This is a genomic window from Conchiformibius kuhniae DSM 17694 (assembly GCF_000428785.1).
GTDB lineage: Bacteria > Pseudomonadota > Gammaproteobacteria > Burkholderiales > Neisseriaceae > Conchiformibius > Conchiformibius kuhniae.
Window position 1 is genome coordinate 33,710 of sequence record NZ_AUAP01000018.1, and the last position, 20,281, is coordinate 53,990.

Consider the following 20,281-nt stretch of genomic DNA (forward strand, 5'->3'; position numbering starts at 1 on the left):
GATTTTTGCCGTTGGTTTGTCAATTTCCATGCAAAGCCGCATAAATCTTCTCCGCCAGCGCACGGCTGATGCCTTCGGTTTGCGCGATTTCGTCCACGCCCGCCGCCGCCACGCCGCGCACGCTGCCGAAACGGGTCAGCAGGGCTTTTTTGCGTTTCGCGCCGATGCCCGCGATGTCGTCCAATGAAGACTGCAAACGCGCTTTGTCGCGTTTTTTGCGGTGTCCGGTGATGGCGAAACGGTGCGCCTCATCGCGCACGGTTTGCAGCAGATGCAGCGCGGCAGAGGTTTCAGGCAGCCTGAAACGTTTGTTTTGAAACGGCAAGATGATTTCTTCCAAACCCGCTTTGCGGCTTTCGCCTTTGGCAATCCCCACAAGCGGTACGTTTAAACCCAACTGCGCCCACACTTCACGCGCCACATTGATTTGCCCCGTGCCGCCGTCAATCAGCACGGCATCGGGCAGCGTGTCGGCGTTGGCGTAACGGCGCGTCAGGGCTTCGCGCATGGCGGCGTAATCGTCGCCGCAAGCGGTGCTGCGGATGTTGAAACGGCGGTATTGCGCGGGCTGCATCGCCAAACCGTCATACACCACACAGGCGGCAACAGTCGCCTCGCCCTGCGTGTGGCTGATGTCAAAACATTCCAAACGCTTGACGGCAAATCCCAAAATTTCCCCCAATTCGTCTTGGCGGCGCAAACGGTCTTGCGTGCCGCCGATGTGCCGCGCCAAAGCGATTTCGGCGTTGTGTTGCGCCATTTCCAGCCATTTGCGTTTTTCGCCGCGCACAGGCACGACCACGCGCATCGGTTGCAGGGCTTGGCGCAGGCTGTCTGAAAGCGGGAGAGCGCACACCAGCAGTTCGGGCGCGTTTTCCGCTTGCAAATAACGTTGCGCGACAAAGGCTTCGGCATAGGCTTGCGGGTCGGGCGCGGGGTCGCGGCGGGTGTCGGGGAACAGGCTACAATCGCCGCTATAGCGACCGCCGCGCACCGCCGCCCAATGCACGCACACCGTGCCGTGCGCCGCTGCCACCGCCACCACGTCCGTCCGCGCCGCGCCGCCGTCCGACACGAACTGGCGCGATTGCACCGTGCCGAGCGCGTGGATTTGGTCGCGAAAACGGGCGGCGGCTTCAAAATCCAGCGCATCGGCGGCGGATTGCATCTGTGTTTCCAGTTTGCGGGTGAGTTCGGCGGTGCGCCCGTTGAGAAAATCGGTGGCGGCGCGGACGTGGACGGCGTATTCAGCTTCCGACACCGCGCCCACGCAAGGCGCGTGGCAACGTTGGATTTGGTGCAGCAGGCAGGGGCGGCTGCGGTGGGCGAACACGCTGTCTTCGCAGGTTCTCAAGCGGAATACTTTTTGCAATACGTCAATGCTTTCGCGCACGGCGTTGCCGTCGGGATAAGGCCCGAAATAGCGGTGCGGTTTCACCGTTGCGCCGCGATGGTAGCCCAGTTGCGGGAAGGCGTGGGCGCTCAATTTCAAATAAGGATAGGATTTGTCGTCCCGAAACAGGATATTGTATTTGGGCGCGAGCGACTTGATGAGATTGTTTTCCAAAATCAAGGCTTCGGCTTCGCTGCGGGTAACGGTGATGTCCACCCGCGCCACTTGCTTGAGCATCAGCGCGATACGCGGGGAATGGGCGTTTTTGTGGAAATAGCCGGACACGCGCCGTTTCAGGTTCACCGCTTTGCCGACATACAGCACCGCGCCGTTTTCAGCCAGCATGCGGTACACGCCGGGCAGTGCGGGCAGGGTGGCGAGAAAATGGTTTAAATCAAAGTCGGGCATGGGGATTATAATCAGGCTTTCAGGCAGCCTGACGATGAAAAATGAAAACTTTGGTTTTAGACGTATTTTACGAACACGGCGAACCGTTTGACCGCGCCCGCGCCGCCGCCGTGCTGTTTGACGGCAACGGGTGCGAACTGGCAAATTACCAAACTGATATAGATGCCGTTGCACCGTATCAGTCCGGTAAATTTTATCTGCGCGAACTGCCGTGTTTGTTGGCGGTGCTGGCGCAGGTCAATCAGGGCTTTGACCAAATTGCGATTGACGGTTTCGTGTATCTGGACGATGAGGGTTCGGAAGGTTTGGGCGCACATTTGCATCGTAGCCTAAACGGACGTTATCCCGTTATCGGCATTGCCAAAAAACCTTTTCGCGATATGGGGGAAACGTATCGCGTGTATCGCGGACAAAGCCGCAAACCTTTGTATGTTACGGCAGTTGGCACGGACTTGGCAGAAGCGAAACAATGGGTGCGGGGTTTATCGGGTAAAGGACGGATTCCCGAAATGCTTGCCCGCGCCGACCGTTTAAGCCGTCAAGTCGGTGCGTGTCCGTAAGCCCCGCGCACCGCGCAACCTTTCACGCTTTTACCGCGATAATGCAATACGGCGGTAAATTCGTTCATCTTGCCGTTGTGGTCGCGGCAACGCTGGCCGCGAATGTTCAACACCGCTTCGCCGTGCGGCGTTTTGGCGGTAAATTCCACGCCTTTGGCATAGGCGGAACGTTGCACCCGCAAATTCGGATAATACAGGCTGTTGCGGACGGTTTCCAAAGCCATGCGGTTGCCTTTGACCACCGCACGCCAGCCGTTGTTGCCGTCGCCGCTTGCGGCGGTAAATTCGCGCACCACCGTATCTTTTTGTTTCGGCGCGGCCAGCGCGGGCAGGGACGCGCCCAACAGCGCAACGGACAACATCAGGATTTTGGCTTTCATATTTTGACACCTTTCGTTCAAAACGCGTATTTTCCCACCATCGGACTGGCACAGTTTTATTCTTTACCCGATTTTTCGCGTAATTCCTTCGGCAGCACAAACACGATGTTTTCTTCCACGTCGCCGCTTTGCCGCACCGTGTCCGCGCCCCACGCGCGGATTTGCGCGATGACTTCCTGCACCAACACTTCCGGCGCGGACGCGCCCGCCGTGACCCCCACGCATTGTTTGCCCGCAAACCACGCTTCGCGCAAATACGAAGCGTTGTCCACCATATAGGCGTCCACGCCGCGCAAGGCCGCCACTTCGCGCAGACGGTTGCTGTTGGACGAATTGGGCGAGCCGACCACAATCACCACATCGCATTGTTTTGCCAAATCTTTCACCGCTTCTTGGCGGTTGGTGGTGGCGTAGCAGATGTCTTCCTTGTGCGGGCTTTTGATGTGCGGGAAACGGCTTTTCAGTGCGGCGATGATGTCGCGGGTTTCGTCCACCGACAGCGTAGTCTGGCTGACGTGGGCGAGTTTTTCCGCATCGCGCACGTCCAGTTTCGCCACATCGTCCACCGTTTCCACCAGCAGCATCGCGCCTTCGGAAAGCTGTCCCATCGTGCCTTCCACTTCGGGGTGTCCGGCGTGGCCAATCATGATGATTTGGTAGCCCTGCGCGTCCAGCCGCGCCACTTCCTTATGCACTTTGGTAACGAGCGGGCAGGTGGCGTCAAACACGCGGAAGCCGCGTGCCGCCGCTTCGTCCTGCACGGCTTTGGATACGCCGTGCGCGGAGTAAATCAGCGTTGCGCCTTCGGGCACGTCTGCCAAATCTTCAATAAAAACCGCGCCTTTGTCGCGCAGATTGTCCACCACGAATTTGTTGTGGACAACTTCGTGGCGCACGTAAATCGGTGCGCCGTATGCTTCCAAAGCGCGTTCCACAATGCTGATGGCGCGGTCGACGCCCGCGCAAAAGCCGCGCGGGTTGGCGAGGATGATGGTTTTTTGATTCATGAGGTTTTCTTTCAGGCAGCCTGCGTTTTCTTTTGGGTAAAGCCCTCGATAATCAGCAAGGCTGCGCCCACGCAGATAAAGCTGTCGGCAATGTTGAAAGCGGGGTAATACCAGTTTTGCCAGTAAAACAGCAGAAAATCCACTACTTTGCCGTGTACGAAGCGGTCAATCACGTTGCCGAACGCGCCGCCGATAATCATCGCTGCCGCCCAGTTGCCCAAGCGTCCGAATTCGCCTTTGACGATGGCGCGTGCCAAGTAGCCGCTAATCACAAATGCCAAGACGGTAAAAATGTATTTCTGCGCCCCGCCCATGTCGGCAAGAAAGCTGAACGCCGCGCCCGGATTGTACACCAGCGTCAGGTCAAAGAAATTCGGGATGACGTTCAGGCGTTCGTGGTCTTGAAAATTTTGCAAGATGATGTATTTGCTCAATTGGTCGAGCAAGATGGCGGTCAGTGCGGTCAGGCAGTAGGGCAGGTATTTCATCGGCATTCCTTTGCGGCTCGGGTGGGGCAGATGCGCCGCCGAAGCGGCATACGGCAGCGCGTGTGCGGTTTACTCGGTCAGGATTTGCAGGGCTTTCAGTGCAATCAGGCGTTGTTTGGCAAATTCTTCTGCCAAACGCGTCAGCTCGGCAAGGTTGTCGGCTTCGGTGGTGAGTGCTTCGCCGTCTTTGTTGAGCATGGCTTGTCCTTGCGCTTGCAGAATCTGCCAAGTGTGTGCCGCCCATTGTTGCGGTTCGCGCAAGCCGTGGTTGTGGGCTTCGGCAAACAGCAGGTCGATGCGGGAAACCGAGACCGCGCCGCCGGAGAGCGGGCTGGTCAGGTAGTAAATTTCGCCGTTGTTGTGGGCGGCGGCGATAACGGATTCGTTGAAGGCGCGGCAGCGTCCGCGTGCGGCTTCCACCGAAACTTCGTCCTGTACCTGTGCCACTTGGTGTTTGGCGTGCAAAATCGTCAGTGCCGCAAAAACTTGGGCGGGATTGGCTTTGCCTGCGAGTGCTTGGGTGATGTCGGCGGTGCGGTGGACTTGGTGGTCGGACAAAATTTCCAGCACCGGCTCGAACACTTCCGGCATCAGCCCGACGGTAACGTGGTTGGACACGCTCAATTCCACACTTTCACGCGGCACGGTCAGCACGAAGCGTTGTTTGCCGCGCTGTTGTGCCAATTGCACGTTGTTGAGCCGGCGCGCGCCCTTCACCCACAAATCGCGGCGGAACTGCTTGTTCAGCAAAAAGTCTTTCACGGTTTGTGCCAAAGGCGTGCCCGCCACTTCGTCCATCAGCTTTTGCTGTTCGGCGGTGTACAGGCAGAGATTGAAATCGTCCAGATAATTGGCGGAGCAGGCAAAGCCCACTTTGGCGGGTTCGAGCCACTGTGCCAAATCGGCATAATACATCGGGTGCCAGTCGCGGTTGAGGTATTCGTGGGCGAGGTAGTTGGTGTTTTGCTTGGCGATTTCGTCCAAGCGTTTGGCGATGTTGGGGGCGTTGTGTTGGACGAGCGGGCTTTGTGCCAGCACGCGGCTGCCGAATGCCAAAGCGTTTTGCACGTTTTGTTCGTGGCTTTGACCGCCAACCGAGCGGACGTTGTCGTGCATGGCAAGCAGGTGGCGGATGGGGGCGTGTGCCGACCAGCCTGGCAGGGTGTTGTAGCTGATGTAGAGTATGCCTCCGACCGCCAGCTTGCGGCGGACGAAGTCTGCGATGATGCGGCGGTTGTCATCGGAAATCCACGACCAAATGCCGTGCAAGCCGATAAATTCAAATTCGGGCAAATCGTCGCGGCTGCAAAACGATGCGAAATCTTGGTCGGTAATCAGCGCGTTGCTGCCGCAGGTGCTTGCCAAATCGCGGGCGAAAGCGGCGTGGGCGGGGTTGAAATCCGTGCCGTACCAACGGATTTGCTGTGCGGCGGCATGGGCGTTGAGCGACACGCCCTGCCCGAAGCCCAGTTCGCAGGCATTTTTGATTTCGGGAACCGCCAAACCTTCCTGAAGCATGGGCACGATGGCGCGTAAAGGGTTGAGTTCGTGATAGTAGCCGTAGGTGTAGCCGACGTTGCTGACGTAGCCGTAGGACCATGCCGACATGATTGTTCTCCGGAAAAAAAGATTTGGGGGCGGATTGTACCCCGATTCGGTGGGACGGGAAACAAAACAAGCCTTTCGGAATACCGAAAGGCTTGCAGCAAACTGGCGGAGAGGAAGGGATTCGAACCCTCGATACGCTATTCACGTATACACGCTTTCCAGGCGTGCGACTTCAACCACTCATCCACCTCTCCGAGACGGAAAACGAGGATTGTAACCGTGTTTGCCGCAAAGGGCAAGCAAAATCGGCTATACTGCCGCGATAACGGCTTCGGGGGTGATGATGTGAATGCAGATGCGGCGTGGTTTTCTTGGCAGGTGCTGGCGGGCGCGGCGGTGTTGTGCTTGGGGCTGACGGCATGGTGCGCTCCGGCGTTTGTGCGTTTGTGGCGCGGGCGGGCGGATTTGTTGGGGGCGGGCGCGCTGGTGTCGGCGGGGGCATTGCTGGCGCAGGTGCCGGCGGGTTACGGCGGTGCGGCGTATCATTTGCTCGGGGTGAATCTGGCGTGTTTGATGCTGGGCGGACGGGCAGCGTGGTGCGTGGCGTGCTTTTGGCTGCTGGTGGCGGAAACCCTGCGCTACGGCACGGGCTTTGTCGCGGTGTGGCCGCTGCAGTCGCTGCTGACGGTGCTGCCCGCTTGGGCGGTGGGCGTGGCGGTGCGGCGCATCGGTACGCGGTATCTGCCGCCGAACGTGTTTGTGTACATCTTTGTGTACGGCTTTTTGGCGGCGGCGGCGGGTATGCTGCTGACGGGCGTGCTGGCACAATATTGGCACGGCGCTGCGGTGCTGCGCGTATTTGTGCTGCTGGCGTGGGGCGAAGCGTTTTTAAGCGGATTGTTTGCCGCGATTTTGCTGTCGTTTGCCCCGCGTTTGCTGGCAACCTTCAGCGATGAGGTTTACCTGAAGCGCGACAAAGACATTTGGACGGATTAGGGCGTGTCATCAATTGATTTTTTATGCTGAAAATTCAGTGCAATATAAAAAATCCGTCATTCCCGCGAATGCGGGAATCTACTGTGCAATGCTTGGCAAGCGATATTTTATCAAGATTTGCTTGAGTTTATTGTTGGATTCCCGCCTATGCGGGAATCCACCTCCCAATGCTTGGCAAGCCATGTTTTATCAAAGTTTCTCGTGCTTCGACTTGGATTCCCGCCTGCGCGGGAATGACGGTGCGGCGTTTTTTTGGCTAATTGATGACGCACTCTAAAGGACAGTTCATTCCTGCGTAGCTTGGGTTGAAGCATGGCGCAAACCCAACAATACATTGTTTTATCGTGAAATCGTTGGGTTTTCACTTCGTTCCAACCCAACCTGCCACTGATTTTCGGTAGAAAAATTTAAATGATGACGCACCCTAATTCCCGCACATCGCCCGCGCCACCCGCACCGCTTCCAACAAACTGCCCGCGTCTGCCCGCCCCGTTCCCGCCAAATCCGCCGCCGTGCCGTGGTCTACCGATGTGCGGACGAAGGGCAAGCCCAGCGTGATGTTTGCTCCGCGCCCGAACGATGCGTATTTCAACACGGGCAAACCTTGGTCGTGATACGCCGCCAGCACCGCATCTGCCCCGTCCAGCATAAACGGCTGAAACAGCGTGTCGGCAGGATAGGGCCCGCGAATGTCGATGCTTTCGCCCTGCAATTGCGCCAGCGCGGGCAGCATTTCATCGATTTCCTCCCGCCCCAAATGCCCGTTTTCGCCCGCGTGCGGGTTCAGCCCCGCCAGCAAAATGCGCGGCGCGGCAATGCCGAATTTGTCGCGCAAATCGGCGTGGACGATGCGGGCAATCCGTACAATCCGTTCGCGGGTAATCTGCGCCGCCACGTCTTTGAGCGGCAGGTGGGTGGTGAGCAGTGCCACGCGCAAACCGCCGCCCGCCAACATCATCACCACCTGTTCCGTTCCCGATTTTTCCGCCAAATATTCGGTGTGTCCGCTAAAAAATGCCGCCCTGCCCGCTTCGTTGATGATGCCCTTATGCACGGGCGCGGTAACCATGCCCGCAAATTCGCCCGATGCGATGCCCTGATGCGCCCTGTCGAGCAGACGCAGCACGTATTCCGCATTGCGCGGGTCGGGCTTGCCCGCCGTGCAGGGCGTGTCAAGTGGCAGGTGCAGCACTTCCAAGCCCTGTGCGGGCGCGGGCGCACCGGCGCAAAAGTCGTGCAGGACGGTGTTTTTGCCGAGCATGGCAGCGCGCTCTGCCAGCAAATTTTTGTCGCCCAGCACCACCGTGCGGCAGGACAAATCCGCATCTGCCAATGCCAGACAAATATCCGGCCCGATGCCCGCAGGTTCGCCGGAAGTTACGGCGATTTTGATGTTCATGATTGTGTCCTTGATAAATTGGTTGGTGGTCATGCACGGGGTCGGGGTATAAAAATCAAATGATGCGCCCCGAAGCACAACCCCATGATTGACGGCTTGCCAGGGTGTGCCATCATTTAAATTCTTTCATTTCTTTCATTGCGAATCAACGAAGCATAAAAACTGCCGTCATGCCCGCGCAGGCGGGAATCCACTGCCCGATGCTTGGTAAGCCGTGTTTTATCAAGGTTTGTCGTGCTTCGACTTGGATTTCCGCATGCGCGGGAATGACGGTGTGGTGTTTTTTCGGTTAATTTAATGACGCGCCACAGGTGCATGATGACATGTCCCCGTCTTTTTTCTATTGATAAAATCTAATGGTATGATAAGCAAAATTGCAATGGCATTCGGGTGCGCTGCCGTGCCGTTTCCGGCTGCGGCAAATCAGCAGAAACCGCAGAACCATGCGCCCGCACGGGCAGGACGGCGCGGCGGCATGGCTGTGTGCGCGCGCGGGATTTTGCCGCCGTATGTTGATGCCTTTTTCGTGCGGTGTTAAACTGAAGTACTTACCGAGAGTCCGTACTCGAAAATTCAAGGTGCGGGCAACTCGTCCGACAAACCCACAACCGGAAGCCGTTCCGCCTTTTTGCGGGTGGTATGCCGTTTGCTTATTCTTGCCTTTGGCGCCCAAGCGCCGCCAAAGGGCGGGCAAACGGGCGGTTTCCGAATCTGCGTGCCGCTTGGCGCGGTACGCAGCCGCGACTCAAGGCATACGGTCTGTGTCGGGGCGTATCTGCGGCACGCGGGGCGTGTCTGCAACCGAGCAATGTTTATAAAGGATTTTGCATTATGAACCATACCTATCGGGTTGTTTATAACGAAACCACCAATACCTATGTCGCCGTGTCGGAAAACGAACCGGCACGCGGCAAAAAAAGCAAATCGGTGAAAACGGCGGTGGCTGCTGCCGTGGCACTGACCTTCGGCGGCGCATCGGGCATGGCATCTGCTTTGATGACCGACAGTATCGCCGGCGGTTCGGGTAGAACCAATATCTTAATCAAGCCCAACGGCGGTACAGCTCCCTCTGTAAGCGGTGAAAATTCGATTGCCATCGGCGCCAGCACCAAAGGGCACACCTCCACCGTGTCCATCGGTCATGCTGCCGAAGCCAACGACCGTTTCGGCGTTGCCATCGGTCGTCAGGTGGAAGCGGCGGGCGCAGAATCGGTTGCGCTCGGCACGATGGGCGCAACAGGCCCGAAAACCATCGCCAAAGGCACGCAGGCGCTGGCATTGGGTACGCGCAACCAAGCCATCGGCAACCAAAGCATCGCCGCAGGTAACGACACTTTCGCGGGCGGCTTCGGCTCGATTGCCATCGGTACGGACGACACCGGCACTGCCCAAACGCCGGGCAACGCGCAAACCATCGTTTCTTCCCACCGCTATTTGGTGGACGGCGACGACAAACAGCGTAAGGGCGAGGGCTTTGTCCGCACCGACAAAAACAATCCCGATACCTATATTTCCACTGTGGCGCAAGGCAGTGGCGCATTGAGCTTGGGCGCACACACCCAATCGCTGCACCACGGTGCCACCGCCATCGGCGCGGGCGCGGTTGCGGGCATGGGTAAAGTGGTGTCGGGTACGTTTAACACCAACGATTTGAATCTGGACTCGATTAGGGGTATTCAGGCAACCGCCATCGGTTCGCAAAGCTTCGCCGCTTCCGACCGCACCACGGCTGTGGGTACCAATTCCATGGCGGGCGGCGCCAATGCCACTGCTGTGGGCGCGGGCGCGGTTGCCTATTCCAAACAAACCATCGCCATCGGTGATGGCGCGATGGCGGGCAGCAACGGCGAATCGAATACCAGCAGGCTGAGCGAGAAGGGTGCCGACAAAGCCGATGCCATCGCCATCGGTACGAAAGCAGATGCACAAGGCTTGGCAACCGTTGCCTTGGGTGCGGGCGCGAGCGCCGCAAGAGGCACTGACGGTGCGGTCGTTATCGGCTGGAATGCGAAAAGCTCGGACGGCGGCAGCCGCCACCTTGACCGCGAAAATCCGTTCAACCCGTTGTCAAAACAAGAGAATTTGACAAAATCGGGCAGCGTCTACGTGATTAAAAACGCCGGCTCGATGCTGGCGACCAATGCCGGTATTGAAGGCAATACCTCTTCCGTGAGCGTGGTCATCGGCCCGAATGCCGATGCCACCGGCGGCAACGGCGGCGTGGCATTGGGTGACCGCGCCAAATCAGGCTCGGGCTTGAGCATTGCCATCGGCGCGAATGCCCATGCCGTGAAAAAAGCCAACCAAGGTACGTCCACCATCGCCATCGGCCCTTCCGCCTACGCCAGTGGCAACACCGCTTTGGCACTCGGCCGCCAATCGGCTGCCGACGCCGACTTTGCCCAAGCCATCGGTAACGTTGCCGCCGCCACCGGCAAAGGCTCGCTGGCAGTCGGACACTCCGCCAACGCCACCGGCTACCGCGCCATCGCCATCGGCTCGTCCAACATCAATGATGCGGGCGGAACGGTCGGCTCATACGGCACGCAAGCCGGCACCAACTACCAAAAAGACAGCCAAGCCCGCGCTTCCGGCGACGATGCCATCGCCTTCGGTAGCGGCGCCCAAGCCGATTCCTACACTTCCATCGCCATCGGCGCCTTTGCCGATGCCGAACCCAATGCCAACCATACCATCGCTTTCGGTAACGAAGCCAAAGCATCGGGCGTAAAAGGCATTTCCGTAGGCTTCAAAGCCAAAAACAGCGCTGAAACCGCCACCGCCATCGGCTCGGAAGCCGAAGCAAGCAACAAAAACGCCATCGCAGTCGGCACCAAAACCCAAACATCGGGCGAACGCTCCTTGGCAGTGGGCTTTGAAAACAAAGTAAGCGGCACCGATTCGGGCGTGTTCGGCAACAAAAACCAAAACAGCAAAAACAAAACCTTCGTGGTGGGCAACAGCGTCAATCCCACGCAGGACAACAGCGTGATTTTGGGCGACAGCTCCACCGACCGCGCCGCCACCACCGAAAACACCGCCAATGTAAACGGCTTGAAATACAGTGGCTTTGCCGGACAAGGCGCACCCGCCAAAGGCGTGGTGAGCGTGGGCAAACAGGGCGGCGAACGCCAAATCATCAACGTGGCGGCGGGCAAAATCGACAAAAACTCCACCGATGCCATCAACGGCTCGCAATTGTACTGGACGCAAGACCGCTTGGGCAATGTGGCGAAAACCACCGCGCAGCATTTGGGCGGAAACGCAAAAGTAAATGATGACGGCAATCTCACTGCCCCGACTTACCGCATTGTTCACGAATCCAATCCCAGACAAAGCCGCAACGTCAATAATGTCGGCGACGCCTTCACCCACCTCAACAACTACATCAACGAAGGCTGGGAAGTTCACGACAAAACCGGTCAAAAAGCCAAAGTTACCCCCGGCGACAAAGTGAAATTTGTGGCGGGCAACGGCGCAACCGTGAATGTTGCCCAAGAACAAAACGGCGAAACTGTGATTACCATCGGCGCAACCCCGCAGCAAGGCGGCCCCGCCATCACCAACACCAACCTGAACGTACAAAACGGCAAAGTGCAAAACCCCGCACAAGGCGATGCCTACGTGCAAGCGGGCAACTTGGCGCAAACCATCAACAACGTTTCATGGAAAGCACAAGGCAACGGTCAAGACAAAGCCGATGTGAAAGCGGGCAGCAAAGTGAATTTTGCCGACGGCGACAACACCAAAGCCGTTGTTACCCATGCGGGCGACACCACCACCGTCAAATACAATGCCGAAACCAGCAAAGTAAAATTTGAAAACGGCACGGCAAGCAAAGACGGCGACAAACTCGCCAAAGCGGGCGACGTGGCAGACGTAACCAACAAAGCCGTTACCCACCTGATTGAAAAAGGCATGAACTTTGAAGGCAATACGGGTGGTGCGGTTCATAAAAACTTGGGCGAGAAGCTCACCGTTAAAGGCGGACACGGCGGACAAGGCGTTTCCGACAAAAACACCTATGTTGCCAACGAAAACGGCAATTTGGTGGTGAAATTCGCCGAAAACCCCGAATTTAAAGGCGTGAAGCTGGTCAATAACGGCAACACCGTGAATCTGAACCCCGTAGCGGGCAACAAGCTCAACTTGGGCGGCGGCAACAACAATGCGCCTGTGGTCATCGGCAATGTGGCAAACGGCGTGCAGGACAGCGATGCTGTAAACGTCAGCCAGTTGAAAGACCTGAAATGGAAACTGGACGTTGATGCGGCCGGCGGCACGGCAACCGGACAAGGTGCGGTTGAAGTGGGCAGCCAAACCGTAACCGTGTTGGCGGGTAACGGCATTAAAGTGGAAAAAAATGGCACCAATCTGACCATTTCGTCCACCGTCAAGCCCGGTGCGCCCGTGCAAAACGTGGAATACGCCGATTTGAATGTCGGTACGGACGGCAAAGTTGCCACACCGAGCAACACAGACGGCGCGAAAGCCGTTAATGCCACCACCGTAGCCAAAGCCATCAACGACAGTGGCTGGAAAGTAACTTCCGGCACCGCAGACGGCGGCGCACAAGACGGCAACCCCACCAACAAACTGGTGAAAGCGGGCGACCAAGTTACCCTGCAAGCCGGTAAAAACTTGAAAGTCAAACAAGAAGACGGCAAGTTTACCTTCGGCACGCAAGAAAACGTAACCTTTACCCATGTGGACAGCAACAGCGTAACCATCGGCAAAGGCAGCACCCCCGCGACCACCAATCCCGTAACCTTGACGGCAAACAACGGCGTATTGAAAGTGGCGGGCAACAACGATGCTGCGGCGAAAATCACCAATGTCGCCCCCGCCGACATCAGCGAAACCAGCAAAGACGCGGTAAACGGCAGCCAACTGTACGCGCTGGGCAACAGCGTGCGTAATGTGTTTGGCGGCGATACCAAGTTTGAAAACGGTGCGGTGAAAGATTTCAAATATCAAGTTGGTAAAGAAAACGGCAATTACGGCAATCAGGCAAACAATGTTACCGATGCGTTCAAAAATCTGAATGATTATGTGAACGAAGGCATTAAAGTTGCCCAAAACGATGCCGATAAGGGCAAATTGACGCCGACCGAAACACTGAACTTTAAAGACACCGACAGCGTTACCGGCACGGTAACGGCGAACGGCGACAAGGTTGATGTGAGCTTTGCCGTGAAAACAGGCAAAGTCAAAGCCGAAAACAAAAAAGCCGTTGCCGATGACGCGGCAGGCAAAATTGCCACCGTTGCCGATGTGGCGGACACCGTAAACAACGTGGCGTGGAGCGTGCAGGAAAAAGGCGCGCACAAAGCCGACGTGAAAGCGGGCAGCAAAGTGGATTTTGTTGACGGCGACAACACCAAAGTCAGCGTTACCCATGCGGGCGACACCACCACGGTGAAATACAGCGTGGATACGGGCGAAGTGAAATTCGACCCCGCAGACAATCAAGCCAAAGCACCCGATGCCAATAAAGTTGCCAAAGCGGGCGACGTTGCCAATGTAACCAACGCGGCTGTGAAGCACGTGGTGGATACGGGCATGAAGTTTGCCGGCAACGACGGCAATCCCGTGCATAAAAAATTGGGCGAAACCCTGAATATCGAGGGCGGACACAACGGCACGGGCGTGAGCAGCAAAAACACCTACGTTTCCAAAGACGGTGATAAATTGCTGGTGCAGTTTGCCGAAAATCCCGAATTTAAAGGGGTGAAATTGGCAGACGGTAACCATGTCGTCAATCTGAGCCCTGTGGAAGGCAACAAGCTGAAATTGGGCGGCGGCAATACCAACGCGCCCGTAACCATCAGCAATGTGGCAGACGGTGTGGACGGTAAAGACGCCGTGAACGTAAGCCAACTGAATGCGCTGAAATGGAAACTGGACGTTGATGAAGACGGCGGCACGGCGACCGGAAAAGGCGCAAGCGAAGTCGGCAACGGCACGGTAACCGTGGTGGCGGGCAAAGGCATCGGCGTGAAAAAAGACGGTAACAAAGTAACCATTTCTGCCGATGTGCCGGAAGTCAGCTTTGCCGATTTGAGCGTGGGCGGTGATGGCAAAGTGGTGAATCCCGGCGCAGCCGAAGGCGGTAAGTCCGTCAATGCCACCACTGTTGCCAATGCCATCAACAATAGCGGCTGGTTGGCGCAGGCAGGTGCGGTTGAAGGCGGCGTTGTCGAAGGCGGCGACCAAGCGCAACTGGTCAAAGCGGGCGACAAAGTGACCCTGCAAGCGGGCAAGAACCTGAAAGTGAAGCAAGACGGCAACAACTTCACCTTCGGCACCCAAGAAACCGTCACCTTTACCGGAGTGAACAGCAACACCGTCACCATCGGCAAAGGCAGCGACCCTGCGACCGCCAATCCCGTTACCCTGACCGCGAAGGACGGCGTCCTCAAAGTTGAAGCAAACGACGGCGCCGCAGCCAAAATCACCAACGTTGCCCCTGCCGACCTGAGCGAAACCAGCACCGATGCCGTCAACGGCAGCCAACTGTACGCCCTGGGCGACAGCATCCGCAACGTACTTGGCGGCGACACCAAATTTGAAGACGGCAAAGTCCAAGGCTTTGACTTCCAAGTTGGCAAAGAAGACCAAAGCCCGTACGGCAACAAAGCCGGTAACGTCCAAGACGCCCTCACCAACCTGAACGCCTACATCAACGAAGGCATCAAAGTTGGCGACAATGCGGGTACCGAAGTAGCCAAACTGACCCCGACCGACCAACTCAACTTCAAAGACGGCGACAACACCGCCAGCAAAGTTGAAGCGGGCGAAAACGGCACAGTCAACGTCAGCTTCGACGTCAAGACCGGCAGCGTTACCGTTGGTGAAGACAAAAAAGCCGTAGCCAACGAAGACAGCGGCAAAATCGCCACCGTCGGCGACGTCGCCAACGCCGTCAACAACGTCGCATGGACCCTGCAAGAAAAAGGCGCCGACAAAGCCGACATCAAAGCCGGCAGCAAAGTCAACTTCATCGACGGCGACAGCACCAAAGTCACCATCGGCGAAGACAACGGCGCCACCACCGTCAAATACGAAGTGAACACCGCCGCCCTGACCGGCGACGTCACCTTCACAGACGGCAAAGCATCGACCCCCGACGAAAACAAACTCGCCAAAACCGGCGACGTTGCCAACGTCACCAACAAAGCCGTTGACCACCTCATCGACACCGGCATGAAATTTGCCGGCAACGACGGCGCCGAGATTCACAAAAAACTCGGCGAAACCCTCAACCTCGAAGGCGGCAACGACGGCGCAGCGGTTAGCGACAAAAACACCTACATTGCCAACGAAAACGGCAAACTGAAGGTTAAATTTGCCGACAACCCCGAGTTCAAAGGCATCGACCTGAAAGACGGCGGCAACACCGTCAAACTCGGTAGTACCCCTGAAGGACTCAAACTGAGCAATGCAGACGGCGCCCCCGTCAGCATCAGCAACGTCAGCAGCGGACTCAACACCCATGCCGACGGCAAACCCGCAGGACTGCTCGACCTGACCGGCAACGGCAAAAACGGCGCCCCCGTGGCTGACAACACCGCCGCCACCGTAGGCGACCTGCGCAACATGGGTTGGGTCATCAGCGCCGACAAAACCCAAGACGACAACGGCATCAACAACACCCCCTATAGCGGACAAGTGAAAAACGCCGGCGAAGTCAAAATCAGCGGCGGCGACCTCGTGAAAGTCAGCGGCAAAAACGACAACGGCGTCCACACCATCACCGTAGACCTTGATGCCCAAAACATCACCAACCACGCCCAACTGCCCGTCGTGTACACCGATACCGAAGGCAACAAAGTCTACAAACAACCCGACGGCAGCTTCACCAAACAGCCCGACGGCACAGGAGACAAAGTCAATGCCGATGACGTCATCGCCTCCATGAACAGCGGCGGCGACGACACCAAAGCACCGACCACCCTTGCCAACGTCAAAGGCAACCTCAACGTCGTTGACGATGCGGGCAACAAAGTGTACGACGCCACCGGTGAGAAAGAAGTAGCGGGCAACCGCACCGAGTCCACCGCCGTACCCGAGTTGAAAGCCAACAACGCCGCCACCGTAAGCGACGTCGTCAACGCCGGCTGGAACCTCAAAGCCAACGGCGAAGCCAAAGACTTCGTACGCCACAGCGACACCGTCGACTTCGTCAACGGCTACGGCAGCAACATCGTCATCGACAACAAAGACGGCAAAACCAGCAGCATCCGCATCGACACCCCGTTGAGCTACACCGACGGTGCCGACGTGAAGAACGTTGGTAACAAAGTCATGGGCGAACCGACCAACAGCATTACCCTGATTGGCGGAAACCAAGATGCGCCCGTACGTCTGCACAACGTTGCCAGTGGTGTGGGTGAAAACTTGAAAGACGATGCCTTTGTTACCGCTTTGGAGAATGCGACCGGTTCGCAACTGAACAATGCGGTGAATGTGGCAGACCTGCAAAACCTGAACAAAGCCATCAACACGGCTGCGGGCAATACGGGCTTCAACCTGAATGCCAGCAAGTCCGAAGGCGGCGAGTTGGGCGACAGCAAGGCCACCGACAAACGCATCGGCAACGGCGAAACCATGACGCTCGATGCGGGTAAAAACATCAAAATTACCCAAATCGACAACGGCTTCTCGGTTGCCACCAGCGACAATCTGAATGTGGTCAGCGTTACCGCCAAAGACGGCGACAAAACCACCAAGCTGGACGGCAACGGCTTGACGATTACGCCGGCAACCGGCGGTGTGGTCAGCCTCACCGGCACGGGCTTGGACAACGGCGGCAATAAGATTGTCAATGTTGCAGACGGCAAAGTCGCGCCCGACAGCAAAGAAGCGGTAAACGGCAGCCAGTTGTATCAGGTGTACCAAGTGGTGGGCGGCGACCCCGCGAAAACCAACTTCACCACGCTTGAGGTAGACGTTGTCCAGCCGGACGGTTCGGTTACCAAACAGAAAGTACCTTCGTCCAACGGCTACACGCTGACAACCTATAATGTGAAAGACCGTGGCAAATACTTGACCAACAACGTGATTGAAGCGGTCGGACGCATGAATGAGGAAGGCATCAAGTTCTTCCACACCAATGACGGCGTGGTCAAACCGGTCGAGCAGGGCAAGAGCACCAATGATTCGAGCGCGAGCGGCGCATACGCCACCGCAGTCGGTTACAAAGCCGATGCTTCGGGCGAAAGCACGCTGGCCATCGGCAATGAAGCCAATGCTTCGGGTGCGAATGCGATTGCCATCGGTAAAGGCGCGGGTGCGATTGGCGACAACAGCATCAGCATCGGCGTGGGCAACCAAGTTACCGGCAAACGCTCGGGTGCCATCGGCGACCCGTCCGTAGTGTCCGGAGACGGCAGCTACACCATCGGCAACGACAATAAAGTCGCCACCAACAGTACGTTCGTGTTGGGCAGCAATGTGGAAACCACTGCCGACAATTCGGTGTTCTTGGGCGATAAATCCGCTTATGTTGCGGCAAGCGACACGCAAGGCTCGACCGGCGGCGCGGACAAACACGATTCGTCCAAAGCCTTGAACCAAGACGCGGCAAACGTGGCAGACAATGCCTATGCCGGACGCGACAAGGTGGTCGGCGTGGTCAGCGTGGGCAATGCCGGTGAAACCCGCCGCATTCAAAACGTGGCGCCGGGCATGATTGGCGAAAACAGCACCGATGCGGTAAACGGCAGCCAGTTGTACGCACTGTAGTCCACTGTAAACAACGTCAACGCCGTAGCGGGCGCGGGCTGGAATCTGGGCGTGAACGATGAAGCGCCGGTAACCGTCAAGCCCACAGGCAACGCGCCGGCAACGGTGAAATTTGTCGATGGTCAGGGTACGACCGTGTCGCTGGACAAAACCGCGCCGCAGCCGACCGTGAAAATCGATACGCCTCTGGCACACGTTTACAATGAGGACGGCTCGAAAGCCGATGCGGTGAGCTTGGTGGTCAATAAAGACGACAAAGGCAATCTGCAACCGGTAACGATTCACAATGTCGCACCGGGCAAACGCGGTACGGACGCGGTGAACGTTGACCAGCTCAAAGCGGGTCTGACCCAAATCCACAACCGTTTGGGCGACATCGCCGATGAGGCCGATGCGGGTACCGCCGCCGCCATGGCGACCGCAGGTCTGCCGCAGGCGTATCTGCCCGGCAAGAGCATGGTTTCCGTTGCCGGCAGCACCTATCGCGGCAAGCAGGGTTACGCCGTAGGCTTCTCCGCCATCAGCGACGGCGGCAACTGGGTCATCAAAGGCTCGGTGAACGGCCATACGCGCGGACACTTCGGCGCGACTGTCGGTGCGGGTTACCAGTGGTAATGCGCAAACTGTAATGCGGGCGGTCTGTGCCAAAGCGCAGACCGCTTGCAAGACAAACAAGGAATCTTAAATGAAACACACTATGAAACCATGGGCATTGTCGTTGGCGGCTGCGTTGGCACTGTCGGCTTGCGGCACTTCCGGCACCTATGTCCACGCAGACGGCAGCGCCGACCAACTGGTTTGGCCCAACCCCGAAAGCACCGCGTTTAACAAAGACCGCGGCACCTTTCCCAACGTGGCGAACCTGAAAGAAATCCGTAGCGGCATGAGCAAAGACCAACTGTATTACCTGATTGGTCGCCCCCAGTTTAACGAAGGCTTCCGCGTAACCGAATGGAACTACCTGTTCCACTTCAACACGCCCGGACAAGGCACGGATGGCGTAACCACTTGCCAATACAAAGTTTTGTTCGACAAAAACAAATTTGCCCGCAGCTTTTATTGGAAAGCGGTAGACCCCGTCAATGCCGTGTGTCCGCCCGAATTGCCGCAGCCCAAGCCTGTTCCCGCGCCCACGCCCGAGCAGCCCGCACCGCACCGCTTCACCCTGTCGGCAGACGCCCTGTTCGTGTTCGACAAAGGCGATGAAGCCAACATGCTGCCCAAAGGCAAAGCCGAACTCGACCAATTGGCAGTGGAATTGCGCCGCTTCCCGCGCATCGACCAAATCCGCATCATGGGTCATACCGACTATTTGGGCAGCGACTACTACAACATGATGTTGTCGCAGCAACGTGCCGAAACCGTCCGCCGCTATCTCTACCAGCGCGGCGTGCCGCGCGGCTTGATGCTCGCATTCGGCATGGGCGAAGGCTATCCGGTCAAACAATGTGCCAACAACGGCAACCGCACCGAACTGATTGCCTGCCTGCAACCCAACCGCCGCGTGGAAATCGAAGTAAACGGCATTTCCGCAAGCGGCAATAACGGCAATCAAGGCATTACCTTGCCCCGTTAAACCCGTTTTGCGCTAAAATGCAACGTCCCGAATCCACACGGTTCGGGGCGTTTTTTCAGGTGCTTTATGAGAATCAACCCCGCAACCGTGCGCCATCTGCGGCGCGGCGGCATCGTCGCCTATCCCACCGAATCCTGCTACGGCCTGGGCGGACTGCCGCACCGTGCCGACGCCCTGCGCAAAATCCTGCGGCTCAAACAACGCCCGCAACACAAAGGACTGATTGTCATCGCCGACAAACTGTCGCGGCTCACCCCCTACCTGCGCCCGCTTTCCCCGACCACCCAAGCCCGTTTGCAAAACATCTGGCCTGCCCCCGCAACCTACCTGCTCGATGCCGGCAACGTCCTGCCCGCCCTGCGCGGACGGCGGCGCAAACAACTGGCGGTACGCATTCCCGACCACACCGGCGCGCGCCGTCTGTGCCGCATGCTCGGCAACGCCCTGATTTCCACCTCCTGCAACCGTAGCGGACGCAAACCCTGCAAAACCGCCCGCGAAGTGCGCCGCCAATTCGGCTGCCGCATACACATCATTCGCGGCAGAACCGGCAACAGAAAACAGCCCAGCACAATCATCGAATGGCAAAGCGGACAAAAACTGCGCTGAACCCCACAAAACGCCCAACAAAATACCAAATAAAAACAATAACTATACCATTTTCTCCCAAATTTCCCGTCAAACCCTTTGACAAAGTTTGTTTATGTGCGTATAGTTCGGTTTTTCGCTGCTGCGGCGCAGAAGTTTCTTGTTGCGGTAGTGAATTTTTTATGTTTTGA

Annotated in this window: 13 protein-coding genes and 1 tRNA gene; 6 read left to right on the top strand and 8 right to left on the bottom strand. The window is 57.5% G+C overall.

Translation table 11 applies throughout. The annotated features are described in order from the left end of the window. Positions 1-19 precede the first annotated feature (19 nt). On the bottom strand, positions 20-1,801 hold the full coding sequence (gene uvrC / locus G392_RS0106640; RefSeq protein WP_027009619.1) for an excinuclease ABC subunit UvrC: 1,782 nt from the start codon (positions 1,799-1,801) through the stop codon (positions 20-22). 41 nt (positions 1,802-1,842) lie between these two features. Here uvrC and G392_RS0106645 point away from each other — a divergent pair, with 41 nt between their 5' ends. Next, positions 1,843-2,361 carry an endonuclease V gene (locus G392_RS0106645; protein WP_027009620.1) on the top strand — a complete coding sequence of 173 codons (519 nt, stop codon included), beginning with the start codon at positions 1,843-1,845 and terminating at the stop codon, positions 2,359-2,361. Here G392_RS0106645 and G392_RS0106650 read toward each other — a convergent pair. The 5 genes from G392_RS0106650 to G392_RS0106670 all read right to left on the bottom strand — a co-directional run bounded on the left by G392_RS0106650 (position 2,340) and on the right by G392_RS0106670 (position 6,038). Further along, entirely contained in the window at positions 2,340-2,741 is a 402-nt protein-coding gene (locus G392_RS0106650; protein WP_027009621.1) for a hypothetical protein, read from the bottom strand. The two genes, G392_RS0106645 and G392_RS0106650, sit on opposite strands and share 22 nt — an antisense overlap. Before the next feature lie 56 nt (positions 2,742-2,797). Continuing rightward, entirely contained in the window at positions 2,798-3,748 is a 951-nt protein-coding gene (ispH, locus tag G392_RS0106655) for a 4-hydroxy-3-methylbut-2-enyl diphosphate reductase (protein WP_027009622.1), read from the bottom strand. Positions 3,749-3,759: 11 nt separating this feature from the next. After that, on the bottom strand, positions 3,760-4,236 hold the full coding sequence (lspA, locus tag G392_RS0106660) for a signal peptidase II (protein ID WP_027009623.1): 477 nt from the start codon (positions 4,234-4,236) through the stop codon (positions 3,760-3,762). Between the two features lie 69 nt (positions 4,237-4,305). Continuing rightward, a complete protein-coding gene (locus G392_RS0106665) occupies positions 4,306-5,844 on the bottom strand; it encodes a methyltransferase regulatory domain-containing protein (RefSeq protein WP_027009624.1) in 1,539 nt (512 codons plus the stop codon). Positions 5,845-5,947: 103 nt separating this feature from the next. Further along, positions 5,948-6,038: transfer RNA gene (locus G392_RS0106670), tRNA-Ser, on the bottom strand. 91 nt (positions 6,039-6,129) lie between these two features. Between G392_RS0106670 and G392_RS0106675 the strand changes: the two genes are divergently transcribed. Then, a complete protein-coding gene (locus tag G392_RS0106675) occupies positions 6,130-6,780 on the top strand; it encodes an energy-coupling factor ABC transporter permease (protein ID WP_051255620.1) in 651 nt (216 codons plus the stop codon). Between the two features lie 424 nt (positions 6,781-7,204). On the opposite strand, the gene pdxA is transcribed toward G392_RS0106675, so the two are convergent. Then, a complete protein-coding gene (gene pdxA / locus G392_RS0106685) occupies positions 7,205-8,179 on the bottom strand; it encodes a 4-hydroxythreonine-4-phosphate dehydrogenase PdxA (protein ID WP_027009627.1) in 975 nt (324 codons plus the stop codon). 831 nt (positions 8,180-9,010) lie between these two features. Between pdxA and G392_RS0106695 the strand changes: the two genes are divergently transcribed. The 4 genes from G392_RS0106695 to G392_RS0106710 all read left to right on the top strand — a co-directional run bounded on the left by G392_RS0106695 (position 9,011) and on the right by G392_RS0106710 (position 20,111). Further along, entirely contained in the window at positions 9,011-17,926 is an 8,916-nt protein-coding gene (locus G392_RS0106695) for an ESPR-type extended signal peptide-containing protein (protein ID WP_027009628.1), read from the top strand. Between the two features lie 51 nt (positions 17,927-17,977). Beyond that, positions 17,978-18,541, top strand: coding sequence for a YadA-like family protein (locus G392_RS0106700; protein ID WP_027009629.1), 564 nt, complete (start codon positions 17,978-17,980; stop codon positions 18,539-18,541). A 70-nt stretch (positions 18,542-18,611) separates the two neighbouring features. After that, a complete protein-coding gene (locus G392_RS12340; RefSeq protein WP_034334608.1) occupies positions 18,612-19,502 on the top strand; it encodes an OmpA family protein in 891 nt (296 codons plus the stop codon). A gap of 66 nt (positions 19,503-19,568) precedes the next feature. Further along, on the top strand, positions 19,569-20,111 hold the full coding sequence (locus G392_RS0106710) for an L-threonylcarbamoyladenylate synthase (RefSeq protein WP_027009630.1): 543 nt from the start codon (positions 19,569-19,571) through the stop codon (positions 20,109-20,111). On the opposite strand, the gene G392_RS14060 is transcribed toward G392_RS0106710, so the two are convergent. After that, positions 20,077-20,281, bottom strand: a 205-nt coding sequence (locus G392_RS14060) for a hypothetical protein (RefSeq protein WP_211224354.1), incomplete at its 5' end; no start/stop codon positions are given. The two genes, G392_RS0106710 and G392_RS14060, sit on opposite strands and share 35 nt — an antisense overlap.

Bases quoted from the DNA above. Each gene is read 5' to 3' on its own strand.
- uvrC (WP_027009619.1), bottom strand. From the start codon at position 1,801: ATGCCCGACTTTGATTTAAACCATTTTCTCGCCACCCTGCCCGCACTG.
- G392_RS0106645 (WP_027009620.1), top strand. From the start codon at position 1,843: ATGAAAACTTTGGTTTTAGACGTATTTTACGAACACGGCGAACCGTTT.
- G392_RS0106650 (WP_027009621.1), bottom strand. From the start codon at position 2,741: ATGAAAGCCAAAATCCTGATGTTGTCCGTTGCGCTGTTGGGCGCGTCC.
- ispH (WP_027009622.1), bottom strand. From the start codon at position 3,748: ATGAATCAAAAAACCATCATCCTCGCCAACCCGCGCGGCTTTTGCGCG.
- lspA (WP_027009623.1), bottom strand. From the start codon at position 4,236: ATGAAATACCTGCCCTACTGCCTGACCGCACTGACCGCCATCTTGCTC.
- G392_RS0106665 (WP_027009624.1), bottom strand. From the start codon at position 5,844: ATGTCGGCATGGTCCTACGGCTACGTCAGCAACGTCGGCTACACCTAC.
- pdxA (WP_027009627.1), bottom strand. From the start codon at position 8,179: ATGAACATCAAAATCGCCGTAACTTCCGGCGAACCTGCGGGCATCGGG.
- G392_RS0106695 (WP_027009628.1), top strand. From the start codon at position 9,011: ATGAACCATACCTATCGGGTTGTTTATAACGAAACCACCAATACCTAT.
- G392_RS12340 (WP_034334608.1), top strand. From the start codon at position 18,612: ATGAAACACACTATGAAACCATGGGCATTGTCGTTGGCGGCTGCGTTG.
- G392_RS0106710 (WP_027009630.1), top strand. From the start codon at position 19,569: ATGAGAATCAACCCCGCAACCGTGCGCCATCTGCGGCGCGGCGGCATC.